Origin of the sequence: Janibacter terrae NBRC 107853 (genome assembly GCF_001591405.1) — a bacterium.
In the GTDB taxonomy this organism is placed as follows: Bacteria; Actinomycetota; Actinomycetes; order Actinomycetales; family Dermatophilaceae; genus Janibacter; species Janibacter terrae.
In genome coordinates this window covers 1,183,239-1,200,470 of sequence record NZ_BCUV01000007.1, presented here as the reverse complement: position 1 = coordinate 1,200,470, position 17,232 = coordinate 1,183,239, and the positions used below count along the sequence as shown (strand labels likewise).

The following is a 17,232-nucleotide window of genomic DNA, read 5'->3' as shown; positions in this document are numbered from 1 at the left end:
CCCCTACCCGTCCCGCGGCGACCCATTCCTGCGGGACCGGGCGGGTCGTAGGGTACCGCCATGAGCCGCCACGTCCTCGTCACCGGAGCCTCCCGCGGCATCGGCCGTGCGGTGGCGCAGGCCTTCGCGGAGCGGGGTGATCGGGTCGCGGTCCACGTGCGCTCCGCGGTGGACGAAGGGGAGGCCACCCGCGCCTCACTCGCGGGCACCGGCCACGCCCTGCTCGTCGCGGACCTCGGCGACGCGGCCGAGGCGGGAGCGCTGCCAGCGCAGGCCGAGGAGGCTCTCGGCGGACCGGTCACCGTGCTCGTCAACAACGCGGGCATCGCCACCGACGCCGGGCTCGCGCACCCACCCGCGACGACGGACCCCGCGGCCTGGCGGCAGCGTTGGGAGGCCTACCTGCGCATCAACACGCTCGGCACCGCGATCGTCACGCACGCGATGACCTCCCGGCTCGTCGAGCTCGGGCTGCCGGGCCGGGTGATCTCCATCGGGACGCGGGGGGTGCACAAGGGCGAGCCCGAGTTCCCCGCGTACGCCGCGAGCAAGGCCGCGCTGCACGCGATGGACGCCTCGCTCGCCGTGGCCCTGGCGCCGCACGACATCGCGGTCGCGACCGTCGCACCCGGGTTCGTCGAGACCGAACGGGTCGCGGACCGACTCGCCTCCCCGGCCGGGGACGAGATCCGGGCGGGCTCCCCCTTCGGTCGTGTCGGTCGTCCCGAGGAGGTCGCCTCCGCGGTGCTCTGGCTCGCCTCGCCGGAGGCGGTCTGGGCGTCCGGCGCGACGCTCGACCTCAACGGCGCCTCCCACCTGCGGCCATGAGGCGCTACGTCGCGCTGCTCCGCGGGATCGCCCCCTCGCTGCCCAACAACTCCAACGCCCAGCTGCGCGCCGTCGTCGAGCGCCTCGGCCACGAGCGCGTCGAGTCGGTGCTGGCGAGCGGCAACATCCTCTTCCGCAGCGAGCAGGCCGACGTGCCCGAGCTCGAGCGGACGATCCAGCAGGCGCTCGTCGACGACCTCGGCATCGGTGGGGGCACGATCATCCGCGAGCTCGGCGAGCTGCAGGCGCTCCTGGCGCGCGACCCCTTCGACGGGCTGGTGCACGGCCGCCGGACCTACCTCGTCGCGACCTTCCTCAAGGACGGGCACGAGCCCCCGAGCACGATCCCGGACGACCCGGACCCGCTCGTGCGGGTCGTCGGCTTCGACGAGGAGGCGCGCGCCTTCCTGGCCGTCATCGACAACGGGGAGCCGGGGCGGACCCCGGACTTCATGCGCTGGCTCGACCGGACCTACGGCAAGGACATCACCACCCGCACCTGGCTCACGGTCCAGCGCATCGTCACCCGACTCGCCGCGCCCTGATCCCCCCTTCGTCCCGCGCGCCCCATGACTGCCGGTCTGCATTCCCCTAGGGCAATGCAGACGAACGGTCGCGGCCGGTGCGAGGATCTGCGGGTGCCGGTGGGGGCGCTGGCCTGGCCCACCCCCTTCGCTCCGTGACGACGCGCCTGAGCCCGACCGGCCGCGTCCCTCCCACCGTCTGATCCGCAGCGCGAAGGGGAGCTCCCTCGCTTTGCCAGCCATGTACTACACCCAGTAGTATTTGAAGTGTCATCCTCCGCGATGGACGCGCCGCAGGCTCCCTGCCACACCTCCTTCTCGGGACCCCTCGAACGACCCAGAAAGGCACTCCGCCATGCGCAGCAGCCGCACCATGAGCACCCTCCTGATGATCCTCGGCGCCGTCTTCATCATCGCCGGTGCAGGCACGTACGTGATGACGAGCCAGGAGCTGAGCAACGCCAACATCACCGTCGCGGACGACGCCGCCTTCCTCGCCGGCGACGACGTGAACGGCCCGTTCTCCGCCTACGCCCAGGCCCAGATCATCGACAAGCACGCCCTGGCCCTGACCGAGGGCAAGACCTACGCCGAGCTCGGCCGTGAGGACCCGCTGCGCGAGGTCGCGATGTCCGCCTCCTTCCTGCGGGCCTCCCTCTTCACCTCGGTCGTCGCCTTCGGTGTCGCCACGATGGCCATGGGTGTGGGCCTCGGGATGATCTTCGGTGGCCTGGGCCTGCGCGGCCGCGCCACCGAGGCGCCCACGGTCGCCTGACCCGACCAGCGCACCCTGCGAAGGGCCGGCCCCCACCCCGGGGCCGGCCCTTCCGCGTCCCCGCTCGTGCGAGGCTCGGTGCATGACCGACCTCGACCTGCCGGCCATCGGTGCGGGGCTCCCCTTCGCCGAGGCGCTGGGTGACCTGCGCGCAGCGGTCGAGGAGCGCGGGGTCGCCGTCGTCCAGGCCCCACCCGGCTCCGGCAAGACCACCCTCGCACCGCCGCTCGTAGCCACCCACGTCACCGGTCGCGTCGTCGTCACCGGCCCGCGCCGGGTGACCGTGCGCTCGGCCGCCCGGCGCCTCGCCCACCTCACCGGCACACCGCTCGGGGGGCTGGTCGGCTACACCGTCCGCGGCGAGCGCCACGTGCAGGCCGGGACGAGGATCGAGTTCGTCACGCCGGGTGTCCTCCTCCGCCGGCTCCTCGCCGACCCCGAGCTGACCGGAACCGCCGCGGTCGTCCTCGACGAGGTCCACGAGCGAGGGCTCGAGGGCGACCTGCTGCTCGGGATGCTCGCCGAGGTCCGTCAGCTGCGGGAGCTGCCGCTCGTCGCGATGTCGGCGACCCTCGACGCGCCGGCCATCGCCCGCCTGCTCGACGACGCCCCGGTCGTCGACAGCGAGGGTGCCCTCCACCCGCTCGACGTCGTGTGGGCGCCCGCCACCGGCCCCCGGACCGACGCGCGCGGGGTGACGCGGGAGTTCCTCGACCACGTCGCCGCGGCGACCGCCCACCACCATGACGAAGGGGGCGACACCCTCGTCTTCGTCCCGGGCGTCCGCGACGTCGACCGGGTCGTCGAGCAGGTGCGCGGCCTCGTCCCGGGGGCCGAGGTCCTGCCCCTCCACGGTCGTCTCGCCCCCCGCGAGCAGGACCGGGCGACTGGGGAGGGTCAGGGTGATTCGTCGCGAATCATCGTCTCCACCGACCTCGCCGAGTCCTCGCTCACCGTCCCCGGCGTGCGGCTGGTCGTCGACGCGTGCCTGTCGCGCGAGCCCCGTCGCGACGCGGCCCGTGACATGTCCGGCCTCGTCACGGTGCAGGCCTCTCGGGCGTCGATGACCCAGCGCGCGGGTCGGGCCGCGCGGCTCGGCCCGGGGCGCGCCGTCCGGCTGATCGAGGCGTCGGCGTGGTCGCGGGCGCCCGAGCACGTCACGCCCGAGATCGCGACCGCCGACCTCACCGGCCCCGCGCTCACCCTCGCGGCATGGGGGTCGCCCCGGGCGGAGGGCCTGCCGCTCCTCACGCCCCCACCGGTCGCCGCGACCACCGCCGCCGAGGCCACCCTGCGCGGCCTCGGTCTCGTCGACGACGACGGCCGGATCACGCCGGACGGTGAGGCTGCGGCCCGCGTCCCGGCCGACCCGCGCCTGGCCCGGGCGCTGCTCGACGGTGCCCGGCTCGTGGGGACGACCGCTGCGGCCGAGGTCGTCGCCGCCCTATCCGACGACCTGCGCAGCGAGGACGGCGACCTGGACCGCCTCGTCGCGGAGCTGCGCTCGGGGCGCGCCCGCGAGCCCGGTCGCTGGCGGAGGGAGGTCGAGCGGCTGACCCGCCTCGCCCCCTCCGGAGGCAGGGAGACCACGTCCGACCCCGTCGGCCTCGTCGCGGCGCTCGCCCACCCCGGCCGCATCGCCCGCCGGGTGGGTGACGGGCCGACCTACCTGCTCGCCTCCGGGACGCGCGCTGCGCTGCCGGCGGGGAGCCCCCTTCGTCATCACGAGTGGATCGTCGTCGCCGACGTGGCCCGCGCCGACGGCCGGGTCGCGGCAGGGACCGGCGCCGTCATCCGCCTCGCCGCCGGGCTCGCCCGCGACGAGGCCGAGACCGCCGGGGCAGGGCTGCGCGTCCGCGAGGTCCGCGCCGACCTGGGCGAAGGGAGGGTCACCGCCCGCGAGGTCGACGCCATCGGGGCCATCGAGCTCAGCTCCACCCCCGTCCGCGCCGACCCGGCGACCGGCGCCCGGGCCGTGGCGCGCGCCCTGACCACGCAGGGTCTCGGCCTGCTCACCTGGTCCCCGTCGGCCGATGTGCTGCGACGACGCCTCTCCTCCCTGCACCACCACCTCGGCGACCCGTGGCCGGACGTGTCCGACGACGCCCTGACGTCCCGCATCGAGGAGTGGCTCGGTCCCGAGCTGCACCGCATCGCCGGGGGGACGCCGATCGGACGGATCGACCTGACCGACCCGCTCCGGCGGCTGCTGCCCTGGCCCGAGGCGGCCCGGCTGGACGATCTCGCCCCCGAGCGCCTCGCCGTCCCCAGCGGGTCGACCGCCGCCGTCACCTGGCCGCCGCACGACGAGGCCGCTGCCGCACCGGTGCTCGCGGTCAAGCTGCAGGAGTGCTTCGGGCTGGCCGAGACGCCGCGGCTGGTCGACGGGCGCGTGCCCGTGCTCTTCCACCTGCTCTCACCGGCCCGGCGCCCGCTCGCCGTGACCGACGACCTCGCGAGCTTCTGGTCCGGCCCGTACGCCCAGGTGCGTGCGGAGATGCGCGGCCGCTACCCCAGGCACCCGTGGCCGGAGGACCCGTGGACCGCTCCGGCGACCGCGCGGACGAAGAGCCGTGAGCACAAGAGGTAGTGCTGGTGCATCTCGTGGCAGATCTGACCACCTCGTGCACCAGGACGACCCTTCGTGCACGCGATCACAGCGCCGCTCCCCCGCCGGGTGGGTCAGCCCAGCAAGGTCCGCAGCACCCGGCGGTAGCCGGGGGCCGCCACGCGGGCGGCGAGCCACTCCAGGCGACGCAGCGGCCGGGGCAGCCACGGCAGTGCCACCTGCTGGCGCCAGGTGATCCGCGTGCCGCCCGACCCTGCAGGAACGACGTCCACCTCGATGCGCCCGCCGAGCAACCGGCCGGTCTTCACGACCACCGCACGCCCGGGCTCGGCGACCGTGGGTGGGCGCCACTCCTCGATCCGCATCGTGTCGTCGAAACCGAGCCGACCGAGCGCGGTGCGGCCGGTGAACCCGGCCCCCACCGCGAGGGCGGTCGCCGGCGGGTCGAGCGCGACGCGGGTGAAGGGGATGACCGTCGTGTGGCGGTCGAGGTCCCAGATCCGGTCCCATGCGACCGCGGGCGCCAGGTCGGTCTCGACCCTCGCGACGAATTCGCTCATGGGAGCAACCCCTTGAGGTAGGCGGCCTGGCCGATGTGCTGGGCGTCGTCGTCGATGACGCTCACCAGGCGCACCCCGAGGGTCACCGGCGGGTCCCAGCGCGTGTCGACGACCCGGTCGAGGTCTGCCTCGGTGAGGCCACCGACCCAGGCGCGGGTCTGGTGGTGGACGGCCTGAACGTAGCGGGCGAGCAGCTCCGCGGGGGCGCGCACCTCGGCGACCTGGGCGGACGTGTGCCCGTAGCCGGTGTCGTCCTCGTCGAGGTCGAGATCGAAGAACTCGATGAATCCCCGTGCAGCCCAGACCTGCTGGAGCCCGGCAGCATCGGCGAGGTGGTCGTCCTGGACCCGCATGGCGTGCCACACGAGCCACGCGATGGAATTGGCGTCCGGCGTGATGCGGTGCGCGAGCTGGTCCTCCGTGAGCCCGTCGAGGACGGAGAGGGCGCCATCGTGCACCCGCCCGAAGGAGTCGAGGAGCAGCTCCGCGGGCGTCATCAGATGGCGCAGCCGTCGGGGCCGCACGCCTCCGCGTCGCTCGACCCGTCGACGACCTGCAGGGCGGGGGCCTGCTCGGCGAGCGCTGTGTCGATGGCCTGACGGAAGACCTCCGGCGGCTGCGCCCCGGAGACCGCGTACTTCATGTCCACGACGACGAAGGGGACGCCCGTCACCCCGATCTGGCGGGCCATGTCGATGTCGGACGCAACGGCAGCCTTGTACCGGCCGTCCTCGAGGGCCGCGCGGATCTCCCCTTCGTCCAGCCCGGCGCCGACACCGACCCGCACGAGCTGGTCGACGTCGCCGATGTCCATGCCGTGCTCGAAGTGCCCGGAGAGCAGCGCCTCCTTGACGGCGTCGGCGAGGCCACGCTCCTTGGCCAGGTGCAGCAGCTCGTGGGCGCGTGCGGAGTTGGCGACGACCAGCGTGTCGAAGTCGTAGGCCAGGCCCTCACCGGCCGCCTGCTCGCTGACGTGGCCGAACATCTGCCGGACCTGCTCGACCGGCATGCCCTTGCGGGAGGCGAGGTACTCGACCTCGGTCCCCTCGTAGTGCTCCGGCAGCGTCGGGTCGAGCTGGTAGCTGTGCCAGGTCACCTCGATCTCGTCGCGCTGCGGGTGGTCGGCCAGTGCGGTCTCGAGGCGGCGCTTGCCGATGTAGCACCACGGGCAGGCGATGTCGGACCAGATGTCGATCTGCATGCCGGTGCCAACACCGCTGCGCGCGGGGATCATCCCGAGTGCGCGACGAGCGTCTCGCGGGCACGCAGCCACGGGATGACCGCGAGCGCCGAGACGAGGCCGCTCAGGGCGAAGGCCCACTGCCAGCCCCACAGGTCGGCGACCGCGCCGATGACCACGGGACCGCCGATGCCGCCGGCGTCCTGGCACATCTGGAAGGCCGCGAGCACCTTGCCCCCGGACCGGCCGTTGCCGACGACGTCGGCGACCGTGGCCTGCTGCGCGGGGTTGAGCAGGCCGGCCCCGACGCTCAGCACGGCGGTGAGCGCGAGGATCGCGGCCAGGCTGCCCGCGAGGCCCATGGTGCCCATCCCCATGGCGCTCAGCGCCAGTCCGATGATGATCGGACGGCGGCGGCCGAGGCTGTCGGCGAGGCGTCCGGAGAACTGCAGGGTGATCGCGGTGGCGGCCGCGCCGACGGCGAGCGCCACGGCCGCGGCCCAGGTCTCACCCACGACCGCGACGGCGAAGAGCGGCAGGATCGCGACCCGCACCCCGAAGTTGGTCCAGCCGTTGGCGAAGGCGGAGACCATCGCGGAGCGGTACGCGCTGTCCTGCAGGGCCTCGCCGACCGTCATCGGGGGGACGGACGCGTGGGCCGGGTCGGCGCGAAGGGGGGTCCCCCGCAGCATGATCGCGACGAGGGCCGCGGCGATGAGCAGCGCGACGCCGTAGACGACGAAGGGGACACGCATCCCGAGCTCGCCGAGCGCGCCCCCGATGACCGGCCCGATGACCCCACCGATGAGGAAGGCGCTGCCGTACATCGAGGAGACCCGGCCGCGGATGAGCGGCGGCGCCATGCGCACGAGCAGCGCCATGGCCGAGACGGTGAACATCGTCGACCCGATGCCGCCGAGCGAGCGGAAGACGAGCAGCTGCCAGTAGGACTGCGCGAAGGCCGAGGCGCCCGTCGACAGCGCGACGATGACCAGGCCGATGATGTAGATCGGCCGCTCGCCCAGGCGGGTGACGAGCGCGCCGCCGGCCGGGGCGAAGAGCAGCCGGAAGAAGGCGAAGGCCGAGACGATGACCGAGGCCGCGGTGACCCCGACGTCGAAGCTCTGCGCGAACTGCGGCAGCACCGGGGTGATGAGCCCGAAGCCGACCGCGATGACGAAGGCAGCCGCGACCAGGACCTTGATCTCGACGGGTACGGCCGGGCGCTCCCGGAGGGTCTCGGCCGAGGGGTGGGTCACCCTGCGTACTGTGCCACCCCGGTCCGACGACGACCGGCACAGGCCTGGCCGACGGCCCAGGTCAGCAGGTAGGACACGACGAGCCCCGCGGTCATGACCGCGGCGAACTGCAGGAGGAAGGGGTTGCCGAGCGGGTCGGCGAGCCGGTAGGCGATGACGTCGACGAGGCCACGGGGGTTGGTGAGCACGTCCCAGGAGTTGAACCGCGGGAAGCGCCCGAGGTAGATCCCCAGCGAGGACAGGGCGAGCGACCCGATCGCGAGCACCCAGCCCGCGAGGTGCCCGACCCGTGCGGCGACGACGTGGTGGACGAGGAGCAGGGAGGCCAGCCCGAGGAGCAGCCCGGTGCCGGCGAAGGCCCCGATGAGGAGCACGTCGAACCATAGCGGTGCGCCGGGGATCGCCCCGACGTGGATGAAGTCGGTGAGGATGTACGGCGCGTTGGGCAGGAAGAGCAGCCACACGACGCCGAGGCCGGCGAGGAGCCAGCCGGGCGAGCGCACCCGGTGCAGCACGAGCAGCGCGAGCGCCAGGACGTACGGCACCCAGGCGAGGAAGAGGTTCCAGTGGAGGAAGGCGAAGACCGGGGCCCCGGTGCGCTCGGCGCGCACGTCCTGCAACCCGGCCGCCAGCACGGTGCCGGCGAGCAGGAGCGCGGTGAGCCCCGCGAGCCATCGTGCGGGGTGGGAGGACTGTGACATCCCACCGAGCCTAGGGGCCAGACCTTGGGACAACCTTGGGACAGACTGAGTGCCATGCCAGACCTCAAGGAGCAGCTGCACGGTCACCTCAGGGCCCAGCGCGCGGCGCTGCGCCTCAAGCTCGACGGGGTCCCCGAGCGGGAGGCGCGCCTGCCCCGGACCCCGACGGGCACCAACCTCCTCGGCCTCTACAAGCACGCGGCGGCCTGCGAGCTGGGCTACTTCGGGGAGACCTTCGGACGGCCGAGCGAGATCGTCCTGCCGTGGGAGCGGCCGGGCGTGGAGCCGGACGACAACGAGGACATGTTCGGCACCGAGGACGAGTCGCTGGCGGACGTGCTCGCGTGGTCCGAGTCCTGCTTCGCCCACGCGGACGCGACGATCGAGGCGCTCCCGCTCGACGCCGAGGGGACGGTGGCGTGGTGGCCGGCGGACCGCAACACGGTCACGCTCGCGCAGGTCCTCGTCCACGTCGCCCTCGACGAGGCTCGCCACGCCGGGCACGCCGACATCCTGCGTGAGCAGCTCGACGGTCGCGTCGGTCTGCGCTCCGAGGGCAACAACCTGCCGGAGTGGGACGAAGGGTGCTGGCGCGCCTACGTCGAGCGCCTCACCCGCATCGCCGACCAGCACGCCTGAGAGGACCGGTCGTGGACCTGTCGGACGCCGTCGACGAGATCTACGGAGCCCCGCTCGCGGACTTCGTCGCGACGCGCACCCGGTGGGTCACCGCCGCGAAGGACGGTGGTGACGACGACCTGGCCCGGGAGATCAAGGCCCTGCGCAAGCCGACGGTCGCCGCGCACCTGCTCAACACCGTGGCCCGCGAGGAGCCGGCGGTCGTCGCCGCGCTGACCGACCTCGGCGAGCGCATGCGCACCGCCCAGTCGCAGGGCGACGGGGTGGCCCTGGCCGACCTGCGTCCCGAGCGGCGCGAGCGGATCGACGGGCTCGTGGCCGCGGCCGGGCGCGCCGCGAAGGAGCGGGGGGTGTCGTACGCCCCCGCCGCGCAGGAGGAGGTGTCGGCGACCGCCGTCGCTGTCCTCGCGGACGAGGGCAGCGGGCGGGCCCTGGCCTCGGGCCGGCTGCTGCGCCCGCTCTCCTACGCGGGCTTCGGCGAGGTGGAGCTCGACGACGCGGTGGCGACCCCCCTTCGCCTCGTGCCGCCGCTGCCCGACACGGAGACCGCCCCAGAGCCCGACGACGGGCCCCAGGACGACGAGGCCGAGGCCGTCGACCCCGAGCAGGAGGCAGCGGAGGCGGCCCGTCGGGAGGCCGCCGACGCGGCCCGCGACGAGCTGCGCGAGGCCGAGCGCGAGCTTGCCGCAGCCCGGCTCGCGGAGTCCGAGGTCCGCGCGCAGCTCGTCGCCGCACGTGACCGGGTCAACTCGGCCGAGGCGCGCGTGGCGGACGTGACGCGCGCCCTCGGGCGGCTCGGGACACGCCGGGACGGTTGAACCTGCACGGGTTCGGCTGCCCGGCGCGGGATCATGGCACACATGAGCACGGCGCGCACGACCTCCACCACCAGCCACCCCACGGACCTGCCGACCCGGGCCGCGCTGCAGACGATCCGGGCCGAGGACCTCGAGGCCATGCTCGCGACCGATGACGACGCGGTCGACACCGCCGTCATCCCGCGCCTCGCCTACCGCGACGCCGTCGAGGAGTCCGCTGCCGCAGTCCAGAGCGTCGTGGTCCCCGTCGCCGAGCCGGAGCCGGTCGCCGAGGCCGTCGCCCCGCCGATGGGCCACAGCCTGCGCAGCCGCCACGCCACCCCCGAGTCGGTCACGGCGATCCGCCGCAACCTCGTCGCGGTCGCCTGCGTGGCCGTCGCGGTCGTCCTCATCGGCTCTGCCGTGACGTGGTCCGGCGGCTGGGTCGCCCTCGTCGCCTACGCGGTCCTCGTCGCCGTCGCGGGCCTCACGCTGCGCCGCGCCAACGCGCGCTACGCCCCTCGCCACAGCCGCTACAGCCCGCGCCACGCCTGACGCCACGATCTCCCGGCAGGACGCGAAGGGGGGATCCCGCCGACCGGCGGGATCCCCCCTTCGTGCTCCGCACGTGCGGTCAGTGGGTGGCCTCCCACAGGGAGCCGCCGTCGCGCACGCCGGGGTAGCCGAGCTCGTCGAGCCGGCGGGGCCGCCCGTCCTCGCCCGTGACCGACAGCTTGATCCGCACGCCCGCCGACTCCTCGCCGAGGACGTCGCTGGCCCGGCGCAGGGCGTCGTCGACGACCGCACCGGTGTCCCCCATGACGCTGAAGGCGCCCCGGACCAGGGGCCCCGTGTACCCCGTGCCCGCGTCCACGTCGTGCACGGTGATCTCGGTCGAGGTCACGCCCGGCGTCGTCGCGATGGCCTCGACGACCTCGGTGCGCCAGGCGTCGCCCTCGGGGACCGGGTTGTCGTCCCCGCCGAAGAACGAGCAGGCGCCGAGCAGCGAGCTGCTGACCAGGATCACCGCGGCGACACGCATGACGCCATCCAACCGCATCGTCACCGGCGGCCGGTGCCGTACTCGGTGATGCGCACCGAGCCCGGGTCGTCGGTGAGGAAGACGTCGATGCCGGCGCTGGCCGCGTAGTCGGTGAGGGCCCGGTTGCCCGCGGCGATCTCCCGGCGCACGGTGTCGGCGTACTGGTCGTAGTGGTGCGCGTTCATGGCATCGGGCACGCCGAGGGGGGCGACGCCGGGGTTGGGGTCGACCCGCACCTGCGTCACGTGGTCCCCCGAGCCGGCGAGCGCGGGGTCGAGGTTGGGGATCGGGGTCATCGGCAGGACGACGGTCGGCAGCGGGCCGGGCAGCGGCAGCGGCACGGGCGGTCCGGCGAGGGCGTCCCCGAGGTCGACCATGGGCACGATGTCGTTGGTGTGCTCGATGGCGAGCGTCCGCACCCCCTCGGGGATGCTCCGGCTGTCGTTGGGCGAGCCCTGGGTGATCATGTGGGTGACGTCGTAGCGGTCCATGAACTCCGGGTCCTGGACGAGCTCGCCCGTCACCATGCCGCCCTGGCTGTGGCCCTGGAGCATGACGGGCGCGTCCGCCGGGATGCCCGCCTCCGCCATCGCCGCCATCACCGCCTCCATCGAGGCGCTGCGCCGGCCCGCCTGCAGCTCGAGGTTGGAGGTGTTGTCGAAGGCGTCGTCGCCGCCGGTGACCGACCCCGGGAAGTCGAAGAGGCCGCTGGTCCCCGGCACCGTCACGACATAGGCGGACGTGCCGTCGGGCTGCACCACCTCGGTCACCCGGACGTGCCGGTTGTCGCTGCCGCGCCCCTCGGTGGAGTCGTAGGTGTCGCTCTGGATGTCCATGAGCGCGTCGAGGTCCGTCGGGACCCGACCCCGGCCGTCCGGCGTGCTCGTCGTGAGCTCGTGCCGGGACGTGACCACGCCGTCGCCGCTCTCGAGGATCCGGTGGTCCTCGCCCGTGAGCAGGTTGACGCCGAGCCCGGCGGTGCGGCCCGCGAGCAGCAGCCCGCTGGCGAGGACCTCGTGGAACCGCGGCCAGCGGCCCTCGGTGAAGACCTGCGTGAGCTGCTCCCCGACGTCGACCACGGAGGGCCCCAGGCGGGCCAGCGCCTCGACGCCCGCGTCCCAGCGGGCGAGCACCTCGTCGTCCCAGAGCCGGCGCGCGACGTGGGCGAGGTCGTCACCGCGGTCGCCGAGCCAGTCGAGGCCTCCGCGGCCCCACTCGGCGAGGTCGTCACCGCGGTCCCCGGCCCAGTCCCACGCGTCCTCGACGGTGTCGGTGCCGCGGTCCCAGGCGTCGCGCGGCCCGCCGAAGGGATCGGGCAGGTCCCAGCCGCCGCCGAAGCCGCCCCCGAAGAGGTCGTCGAAGACGTCGTCCGGGACGACGTCGGGCACCCCGGGTCGGTCGGGCCAGCCCGGTCCCCGGCCCCCGCCCCCGACCGCGTCGGAGGTCGCCTCCTGCTCGCCCGCCTGGCGCAGCAGCGCCCGGTGCATCGCGACGAGGGAGTCCGCCGCGCCCTCGAGCGACGCCGCGCCCGTCTCCCACCCGACGCCGAAGCCGTCGAGGTCGGGCCCCGACCACGCGTCCTGCAGGACCCGCAGTCGCGACGACCCCTCGTCACGCAGTGCGCGCAGGCCCTCCCCGGACCGGCCGAGCCCCGCGGCGATCGAGCGCACCCGCTCGACGTCCATCCCCTCGCGGACGCTCATGACGCGGTCTGCCCCACGCGCCTCCGCAGGTCTAACGCCCCCACGGCCAGCCAGGCGACCTCGTCGGCGACGGTGCCGTGCGGCACGTCGACGACCGTGACCTCGTCCCGGAGGAGGCGCACCTCGAGGAGACGGTGGTCGTCGGCCTCGAGCCAGTGCCGGCTCGTGACGAAGGGGGTCGACGTCCCGTTGTCCACGCGCAGCGCCAGGTTGACCTCGACGTCGGCGCCCGCGAGCGCGGCGAGCACGCTCTCGGGCAGTGCGGTGCGCTCGGGCACCTCGGCGATGACGCCGACGGTGCGCTCGTCGGTGGCGGTGGCAGCGCTGCCCTCGGCCCGGACCGCGGCGGACGGCGGCAGGACCCGCTGGACGGCCGGCCAGACCAGGCGCGGGTCGAAGAGCGCGATCTCGACCGCGTCCTCGACCGCCTCGACCTCGACGTGGGCGTCGGTGACGCGCAGCCGGCGACGCTCGGTGACCGAGAGCCCGATGCCCGGGGTGAGGGCGAGCGTGCTGCTCATGCCGGACCGGCCGAGCCGCGAGTCGACGCGCAGCCCGACGGGGGCGCGCGAGGCCCCGCCGAGCACCCGGGCCCACCGGGGCCGCAGGGCGCGCTCCGCGGTGCAGAAGCCGGCCTCGACGAGCTCACCCCAGTCCTCGTCGCGGCCGTCCGGGGCGCGTCCGCGCACCAGCTGCGTCAGCAGGTCGAGACTGCTCGCCCGGATCGTGCGGGCGCGAAATCGCGTGGTCTGGGCGGCCATCTGGGTCCCCTCATGGCACCGGTCGTCGTCCTGACCGACCGTAGGGAGAGGTGACGCAGGGGGGAATGGGGAGCGCTCCCCTTCGCCCTCAGGCCAGGAGCGCGGCCAGGGTCCCGCCGAGCTCGCGGGCGCGCTCGAGCGCGGCCTCGTCGACGTCGCCGAGGACCTCGAGGACGTCGGCGGACTGCCGCCAGCCGAGCGCACCGACGATGGAGGTGACCGCGCGGACCGCACCGGTCACGTCGTAGCGGCCGTGGACCCACAGACCGAAGGGCCGCTTGGCGGTCGGCCCGGCGCCGGTGGGGTCACCGCCGCCGGAGTCGTCGAGCGCGCCACCGACCTGGAGGAAGGTCGAGTCGAAGAAGTGCTTGAGCGCCCCGGACATGTACCCGAAGTTGGCCGGGGTCCCGAGGAGGTACCCGTCGGCGGCGAGGACGTCGTCGGAGGTCGCCTCCAGGGCCGGGACGACCTGCACCTCGACCCCGGCGATGTCCGGGTGGTGCGCGCCCTCGAGGGCCGCGTCGAGCAGGGCGCGGGTGGACCGGGTCGGGCTGTGGTGGACGACGAGCAGACGGGACATGTCCCCATCGTGCCCGCGTCGCCCGCGGATGACCACGTGCCCACCGTGCCCTAGCCTGAACCCGGACATCCGGGGGCGGTGCCGACGACTTCCCTCGGGCACGTACGCACCAGGGAGACCCACCGATGACCGCCCCCACGCCCGAGCCGCCCCCCGAGCAGGCCACCCGACGCACCCGCTCGGGCAAGGACTCGAGCAACGTCGAGCTCGCCACCGCGCCGGAGCCGCCGAAGCTGCGCCGTCGCCCGATGCTCGTCGCGCTCTCGGTCCTGCTCATCGCGCTGGGCGCGCTCCTCGGCGCGTGGCTGCTGTCGTCGCTCTCCGGCACCGAGTCCTATGTCGCCGTGCGCGAGGACGTCCAGCGCGGCGAGCAGATCCAGGAGACCGACCTGGTGCGCACCCAGCTCAAGCGGGACGGCGCGATCTCCCCGGTCCTGTGGAGCCAGCAGGGCGTCATCGTCGGCACCTACGCCACGGTCGACATGGCGAAGGGGTCCCTCGTCACCCGGGAGTCGGTGGCCGCGGAGATCGCCCCCCGCGCCGGGCACCGCGAGGTCGGTCTCGCCCTGATGCCCGGGCAGTCCATCGCCGGCGAGCTGCGCAACGGCGAGCCGATCGAGGTCGTCATCGTCCCGGCGAGCGCGGACGCGGGGGCCCCGCAGGAGCCGGTCGCCGGGTACGTCCTGAGCGCGCGGATGTCGGAGGACGGCCAGACCCGCCTCGTCGACGTCGAGGTCCCCGAGAGCCAGGCCAAGGCCATCACCGCGGCCGCCTCCCGGCAGGAGGTCGCGATCCAGGTCGCGTCCGCGCAGACCGGCTCGGACGCCGGTGCCTCCGAGGACACGGGGTCCACCGGGTCCACGTCCCCGAGCTCGAGCAGCACGAGCAGCTGATGGCAGTCGTCACCCTCTTCTCCGCCTCGGGCTCGCCGGGCGTCACGGTCTCCTCGCTCGGGCTGGCCCTCGCCTGGCAGCGCCACGTCATGCTCGTCGACGCCGACCCGTCGGGGTCCTCGTCGGTGCTCGCGGGCTACCTGCAGGGGCAGACCGCCCATGACCGCGGGCTGCTCGACCTCGCCGTCGCCAACCGCGTCGGCAACCTCGGCTCCGCGATCGCCACCGTGTCGATGACCCTGCCGGGGTCGTCCGTGGAGTTCGTCCCCGGCATCCGCTCCCACCAGCAGGCGGCGTCGATGACCAATCTGTGGGAACCGCTCTCGGGGGTCCTGCGCGGCATGGAGCAGCGCGGCGTCGACGTCGTCGTCGACGCCGGACGCGTCGGTCTGGCCCACGCGCCGCTGCCGATCGTGCGCTCGTCCGACATGTCGCTGCTCGTCCTGCGGAGCGACCTGCCGGCCGTCGCGGGTGCGCGCGCCTGGGCTCACTCGCTCCGCGAGCAGATGGCCTCCGTCGGGGCCGCGCACCAGCTGGGTGTCCTGCTCGTCGGCCCGGGCCGGCCGTACACCAGCCGGGAGATCCGCTCGGTCCTCGGGCTGCCGGTCATCGCCGAGCTGCCCTTCGACCCCGAGGCGGCGTCCGTGTACTACGCGGGCACGCGCCCGAGGAAGAACTTCGCCACCGGCCCGCTCAACCGCTCGCTCCGGGCGACCGTGAGCTCGGTCCAGGGCCTCATCGCGGGCAACCGCCAACGCCTGGGCCAGCGCGTCCACGAAGGGGGGACCCAGTGACCACCCCTCCCGGCGGCCGCCCTGACGACCCGACCGCCCTGCCGCTCTTCGCCGCGCAGCCCGACCCGGACGAGCGCACCCACCCTCGGGACGAGGTCGCGCAGCGTCTCGCCGCCGGCGCAGGCTCCGTCTCGCCGTACGACCGGCACGCCGCCCCCGAGCACACACCCCCGCCGCCCACGTGGGGGATGGCGCCCGCGAGTGCCACGGCCTCCATGCCCTCCATGCCCGCCACTGCGACGCTCCCGACCGTCCCCGCCCAGCGGCTGAGCGCGGACGTCGCCCACGCGAGCGAGGTCGACTGGTCGCAGGTGGCCGAGCTGCGCACGCAGGCCTCCGAGATGCTCACCGGTGCCTTGCAGGACCGCCAGCACATCGAGCCCGCGGCGCAGCGGGAGCTCGGCCGCTCGATCATCGTCGAGCTGCTGCAGACCACGGCCGCCAACAACCTCGCCGTCGGTCGCCGCGCGTGGTCGATCGACGAGCAGGACCGCATCGGTCAGGCCGTCTTCGACGCCCTCTTCGGCCTCGGCAGGCTCCAGCCCCTCGTCGACGACGAGCGCGTGGAGAACATCGAGATCACCGGCTGCGACAACGTGCTCCTCGAGTACACCGACGGGACCCTGCGCCCCGGCCCGCCCGTCGCGGAGAACGACCAGGAGCTCATCGACTTCCTCGTCTTCCTCGCCTCGCGCTCGGAGGTCAACGCCCGTCCCTTCTCCGAGGCGCAGCCGCGCCTGCACATGCGCCTCGACGGCGGGGCACGACTGGCCGCGACCGCGTGGGTGACGCCGCGCCCTTCGCTCGTCATCCGTCGCCACCGGCTGCGCGAGATCACGCTCGAGGAGCTGTCCGCGCGCGGGATGCTCGACTCCGTCGCCGTCTCCTTCCTGCGGGCGGCCGTCAAGGCGAAGAAGAGCATCGTCGTCGCGGGCGCCCAGGGCGCCGGCAAGACGACGATGGTCCGCGCCCTGTGCGCCGAGCTCGACCCGTGGGAGCGCATCGGCACCTTCGAGACCGAGTACGAGCTGCACCTGCACGAGCTGCCCGACAAGCACCGCCGCATCGTGGCGTGGGAGTCCCGCCCCGGGTCCGGGGAGGTCGGCCCCGACGGTCGTCAGGCCGGTGAGATCCCGCTCGACGACCTGCTCTACGACTCCTTCCGGTTCAACCTCTCCCGGCAGATCGTCGGTGAGGTCCGCGGTCGCGAGGTCCTCGCGATGATCAAGGCGATGCAGTCCGGGTCCGGCTCGATCAGCACGACCCACTCGGCCAACGCCATCGGCGCGATCCGCAAGCTCGTCACCTGCGCCATGGAGGCCGGCTCGCACGTCACCGAGGCGTACGCCCAGCGGGCGATCGCCGAGCACATCGACGTCATCGTCCAGGTCCAGCTCGACACGACCCCGACGGAGGACGGCCAGGCGCGCCGCGAGCGCTACATCAGCGAGATCATCGTCATCCATCCCGGCGAGGACGGTCCGGCGACCACCCACGTCTTCCAGCCCAGCCCGCACGGCGGGCCGCCGACGCCGGGCATCCTGCCCGACGACTACCGGGCCCTGGCGCGGTGGGGGTTCGACATCGAGGGGTACTTCGCCCGGGCGGGCGCACCGTGAGCCCCTGG

Annotated in this window: 19 protein-coding genes; 10 read left to right on the top strand and 9 right to left on the bottom strand. The window is 74.2% G+C overall.

All coding sequences use genetic code 11. The features are described from left to right. The first annotated feature begins 60 nt into the window (after positions 1 to 60). From JT1_RS15470 to hrpB, 4 genes are all read left to right on the top strand, one after another. On the top strand, positions 61 to 828 hold the full coding sequence (locus tag JT1_RS15470) for an SDR family NAD(P)-dependent oxidoreductase (RefSeq protein ID WP_068328519.1): 768 nt from the start codon (positions 61 to 63) through the stop codon (positions 826 to 828). After that, on the top strand, positions 825 to 1,373 hold the full coding sequence (locus tag JT1_RS15465) for a DUF1697 domain-containing protein (RefSeq protein ID WP_068328516.1): 549 nt from the start codon (positions 825 to 827) through the stop codon (positions 1,371 to 1,373). The genes JT1_RS15470 and JT1_RS15465 overlap by 4 nt, the downstream gene beginning before the upstream one ends. 352 nt (positions 1,374 to 1,725) lie before the next feature. Next, on the top strand, positions 1,726 to 2,127 hold the full coding sequence (locus JT1_RS15460) for an aromatic ring-opening dioxygenase LigA (protein WP_255218341.1): 402 nt from the start codon (positions 1,726 to 1,728) through the stop codon (positions 2,125 to 2,127). Between the two features lie 82 nt (positions 2,128 to 2,209). After that, positions 2,210 to 4,717: an ATP-dependent helicase HrpB gene (hrpB, locus tag JT1_RS15455; RefSeq protein WP_068328513.1), complete on the top strand. Its 2,508-nt coding sequence runs from the start codon at positions 2,210 to 2,212 to the stop codon at positions 4,715 to 4,717. A gap of 92 nt (positions 4,718 to 4,809) precedes the next feature. On the opposite strand, the gene JT1_RS15450 is transcribed toward hrpB, so the two are convergent. The 5 genes from JT1_RS15450 to JT1_RS15430 are packed head-to-tail and all read right to left on the bottom strand — an operon-like array spanning position 4,810 to position 8,396. Then, entirely contained in the window at positions 4,810 to 5,256 is a 447-nt protein-coding gene (locus JT1_RS15450; protein WP_068328512.1) for a hypothetical protein, read from the bottom strand. Next, positions 5,253 to 5,753 (bottom strand): mycothiol transferase, encoded by a 501-nt coding sequence (locus JT1_RS15445; RefSeq protein WP_068328510.1) that lies wholly within the window; start codon positions 5,751 to 5,753, stop codon positions 5,253 to 5,255. The genes JT1_RS15450 and JT1_RS15445 overlap by 4 nt, the downstream gene beginning before the upstream one ends. Further along, entirely contained in the window at positions 5,753 to 6,457 is a 705-nt protein-coding gene (locus JT1_RS15440; RefSeq protein ID WP_068328508.1) for a DsbA family oxidoreductase, read from the bottom strand. The genes JT1_RS15445 and JT1_RS15440 overlap by 1 nt, the downstream gene beginning before the upstream one ends. 29 nt (positions 6,458 to 6,486) lie before the next feature. Next, on the bottom strand, positions 6,487 to 7,695 hold the full coding sequence (locus JT1_RS15435) for an MFS transporter (RefSeq protein ID WP_068328507.1): 1,209 nt from the start codon (positions 7,693 to 7,695) through the stop codon (positions 6,487 to 6,489). After that, on the bottom strand, positions 7,692 to 8,396 hold the full coding sequence (locus JT1_RS15430; protein WP_068328505.1) for a DUF1361 domain-containing protein: 705 nt from the start codon (positions 8,394 to 8,396) through the stop codon (positions 7,692 to 7,694). Before JT1_RS15430 ends, JT1_RS15435 begins: the two co-directional genes overlap by 4 nt. 54 nt (positions 8,397 to 8,450) lie before the next feature. Here JT1_RS15430 and JT1_RS15425 point away from each other — a divergent pair, with 54 nt between their 5' ends. Genes JT1_RS15425 through JT1_RS15415 form a run of 3 tightly spaced genes read left to right on the top strand, consistent with a single transcriptional unit; the run spans position 8,451 to position 10,387 of the window. Next, positions 8,451 to 9,035, top strand: a complete 585-nt coding sequence (locus tag JT1_RS15425) for a DinB family protein (protein WP_068328502.1) — start codon at positions 8,451 to 8,453, stop codon at positions 9,033 to 9,035. A gap of 11 nt (positions 9,036 to 9,046) precedes the next feature. Further along, the gene (locus tag JT1_RS15420) at positions 9,047 to 9,853 is read left to right on the top strand and encodes a hypothetical protein (RefSeq protein ID WP_068328500.1); all 807 of its coding nucleotides are present in this window, start codon (positions 9,047 to 9,049) and stop codon (positions 9,851 to 9,853) included. A 42-nt stretch (positions 9,854 to 9,895) separates the two neighbouring features. Beyond that, positions 9,896 to 10,387, top strand: coding sequence for a hypothetical protein (locus JT1_RS15415; protein WP_068328497.1), 492 nt, complete (start codon positions 9,896 to 9,898; stop codon positions 10,385 to 10,387). A gap of 79 nt (positions 10,388 to 10,466) precedes the next feature. Here the strand turns inward: JT1_RS15415 and JT1_RS15410 are convergent, their stop codons facing one another. The 4 genes from JT1_RS15410 to JT1_RS15395 form a co-directional block, all read right to left on the bottom strand. Further along, positions 10,467 to 10,874, bottom strand: coding sequence for a hypothetical protein (locus tag JT1_RS15410; RefSeq protein WP_068328494.1), 408 nt, complete (start codon positions 10,872 to 10,874; stop codon positions 10,467 to 10,469). Between the two features lie 20 nt (positions 10,875 to 10,894). Continuing rightward, the gene (locus tag JT1_RS15405; RefSeq protein ID WP_169702030.1) at positions 10,895 to 12,577 is read right to left on the bottom strand and encodes a WXG100 family type VII secretion target; all 1,683 of its coding nucleotides are present in this window, start codon (positions 12,575 to 12,577) and stop codon (positions 10,895 to 10,897) included. Continuing rightward, a complete protein-coding gene (locus tag JT1_RS15400) occupies positions 12,574 to 13,338 on the bottom strand; it encodes a hypothetical protein (RefSeq protein ID WP_068328488.1) in 765 nt (254 codons plus the stop codon). Before JT1_RS15400 ends, JT1_RS15405 begins: the two co-directional genes overlap by 4 nt. An 88-nt stretch (positions 13,339 to 13,426) precedes the next feature. Further along, positions 13,427 to 13,918, bottom strand: coding sequence for a flavodoxin family protein (locus JT1_RS15395; RefSeq protein ID WP_068328486.1), 492 nt, complete (start codon positions 13,916 to 13,918; stop codon positions 13,427 to 13,429). A gap of 125 nt (positions 13,919 to 14,043) precedes the next feature. Here JT1_RS15395 and JT1_RS15390 point away from each other — a divergent pair, with 125 nt between their 5' ends. The 3 genes from JT1_RS15390 to JT1_RS15380 are packed head-to-tail and all read left to right on the top strand — an operon-like array spanning position 14,044 to position 17,224. Further along, positions 14,044 to 14,811, top strand: a complete 768-nt coding sequence (locus JT1_RS15390; protein ID WP_068328483.1) for an SAF domain-containing protein — start codon at positions 14,044 to 14,046, stop codon at positions 14,809 to 14,811. After that, entirely contained in the window at positions 14,811 to 15,605 is a 795-nt protein-coding gene (locus JT1_RS15385; protein WP_068328478.1) for a CpaE-like family protein, read from the top strand. Before JT1_RS15390 ends, JT1_RS15385 begins: the two co-directional genes overlap by 1 nt. Further along, positions 15,602 to 17,224: a TadA family conjugal transfer-associated ATPase gene (locus tag JT1_RS15380; protein WP_068328477.1), complete on the top strand. Its 1,623-nt coding sequence runs from the start codon at positions 15,602 to 15,604 to the stop codon at positions 17,222 to 17,224. The genes JT1_RS15385 and JT1_RS15380 overlap by 4 nt, the downstream gene beginning before the upstream one ends. The last annotated feature ends 8 nt before the right edge of the window (positions 17,225 to 17,232 follow it).

What these genes read in the sequence shown, in the direction of transcription:
- JT1_RS15470 (WP_068328519.1), top strand. Translation starts at nt 61, where the DNA reads ATGAGCCGCCACGTCCTCGTCACCGGAGCCTCCCGCGGCATCGGCCGT.
- JT1_RS15465 (WP_068328516.1), top strand. Translation starts at nt 825, where the DNA reads ATGAGGCGCTACGTCGCGCTGCTCCGCGGGATCGCCCCCTCGCTGCCC.
- JT1_RS15460 (WP_255218341.1), top strand. Translation starts at nt 1,726, where the DNA reads ATGAGCACCCTCCTGATGATCCTCGGCGCCGTCTTCATCATCGCCGGT.
- hrpB (WP_068328513.1), top strand. Translation starts at nt 2,210, where the DNA reads ATGACCGACCTCGACCTGCCGGCCATCGGTGCGGGGCTCCCCTTCGCC.
- JT1_RS15450 (WP_068328512.1), bottom strand. Translation starts at nt 5,256, where the DNA reads ATGAGCGAATTCGTCGCGAGGGTCGAGACCGACCTGGCGCCCGCGGTC.
- JT1_RS15445 (WP_068328510.1), bottom strand. Translation starts at nt 5,753, where the DNA reads ATGACGCCCGCGGAGCTGCTCCTCGACTCCTTCGGGCGGGTGCACGAT.
- JT1_RS15440 (WP_068328508.1), bottom strand. Translation starts at nt 6,457, where the DNA reads ATGCAGATCGACATCTGGTCCGACATCGCCTGCCCGTGGTGCTACATC.
- JT1_RS15430 (WP_068328505.1), bottom strand. Translation starts at nt 8,396, where the DNA reads ATGTCACAGTCCTCCCACCCCGCACGATGGCTCGCGGGGCTCACCGCG.
- JT1_RS15425 (WP_068328502.1), top strand. Translation starts at nt 8,451, where the DNA reads ATGCCAGACCTCAAGGAGCAGCTGCACGGTCACCTCAGGGCCCAGCGC.
- JT1_RS15415 (WP_068328497.1), top strand. Translation starts at nt 9,896, where the DNA reads ATGAGCACGGCGCGCACGACCTCCACCACCAGCCACCCCACGGACCTG.
- JT1_RS15410 (WP_068328494.1), bottom strand. Translation starts at nt 10,874, where the DNA reads ATGCGTGTCGCCGCGGTGATCCTGGTCAGCAGCTCGCTGCTCGGCGCC.
- JT1_RS15405 (WP_169702030.1), bottom strand. Translation starts at nt 12,577, where the DNA reads ATGAGCGTCCGCGAGGGGATGGACGTCGAGCGGGTGCGCTCGATCGCC.
- JT1_RS15400 (WP_068328488.1), bottom strand. Translation starts at nt 13,338, where the DNA reads ATGGCCGCCCAGACCACGCGATTTCGCGCCCGCACGATCCGGGCGAGC.
- JT1_RS15395 (WP_068328486.1), bottom strand. Translation starts at nt 13,918, where the DNA reads ATGTCCCGTCTGCTCGTCGTCCACCACAGCCCGACCCGGTCCACCCGC.
- JT1_RS15390 (WP_068328483.1), top strand. Translation starts at nt 14,044, where the DNA reads ATGACCGCCCCCACGCCCGAGCCGCCCCCCGAGCAGGCCACCCGACGC.
- JT1_RS15385 (WP_068328478.1), top strand. Translation starts at nt 14,811, where the DNA reads ATGGCAGTCGTCACCCTCTTCTCCGCCTCGGGCTCGCCGGGCGTCACG.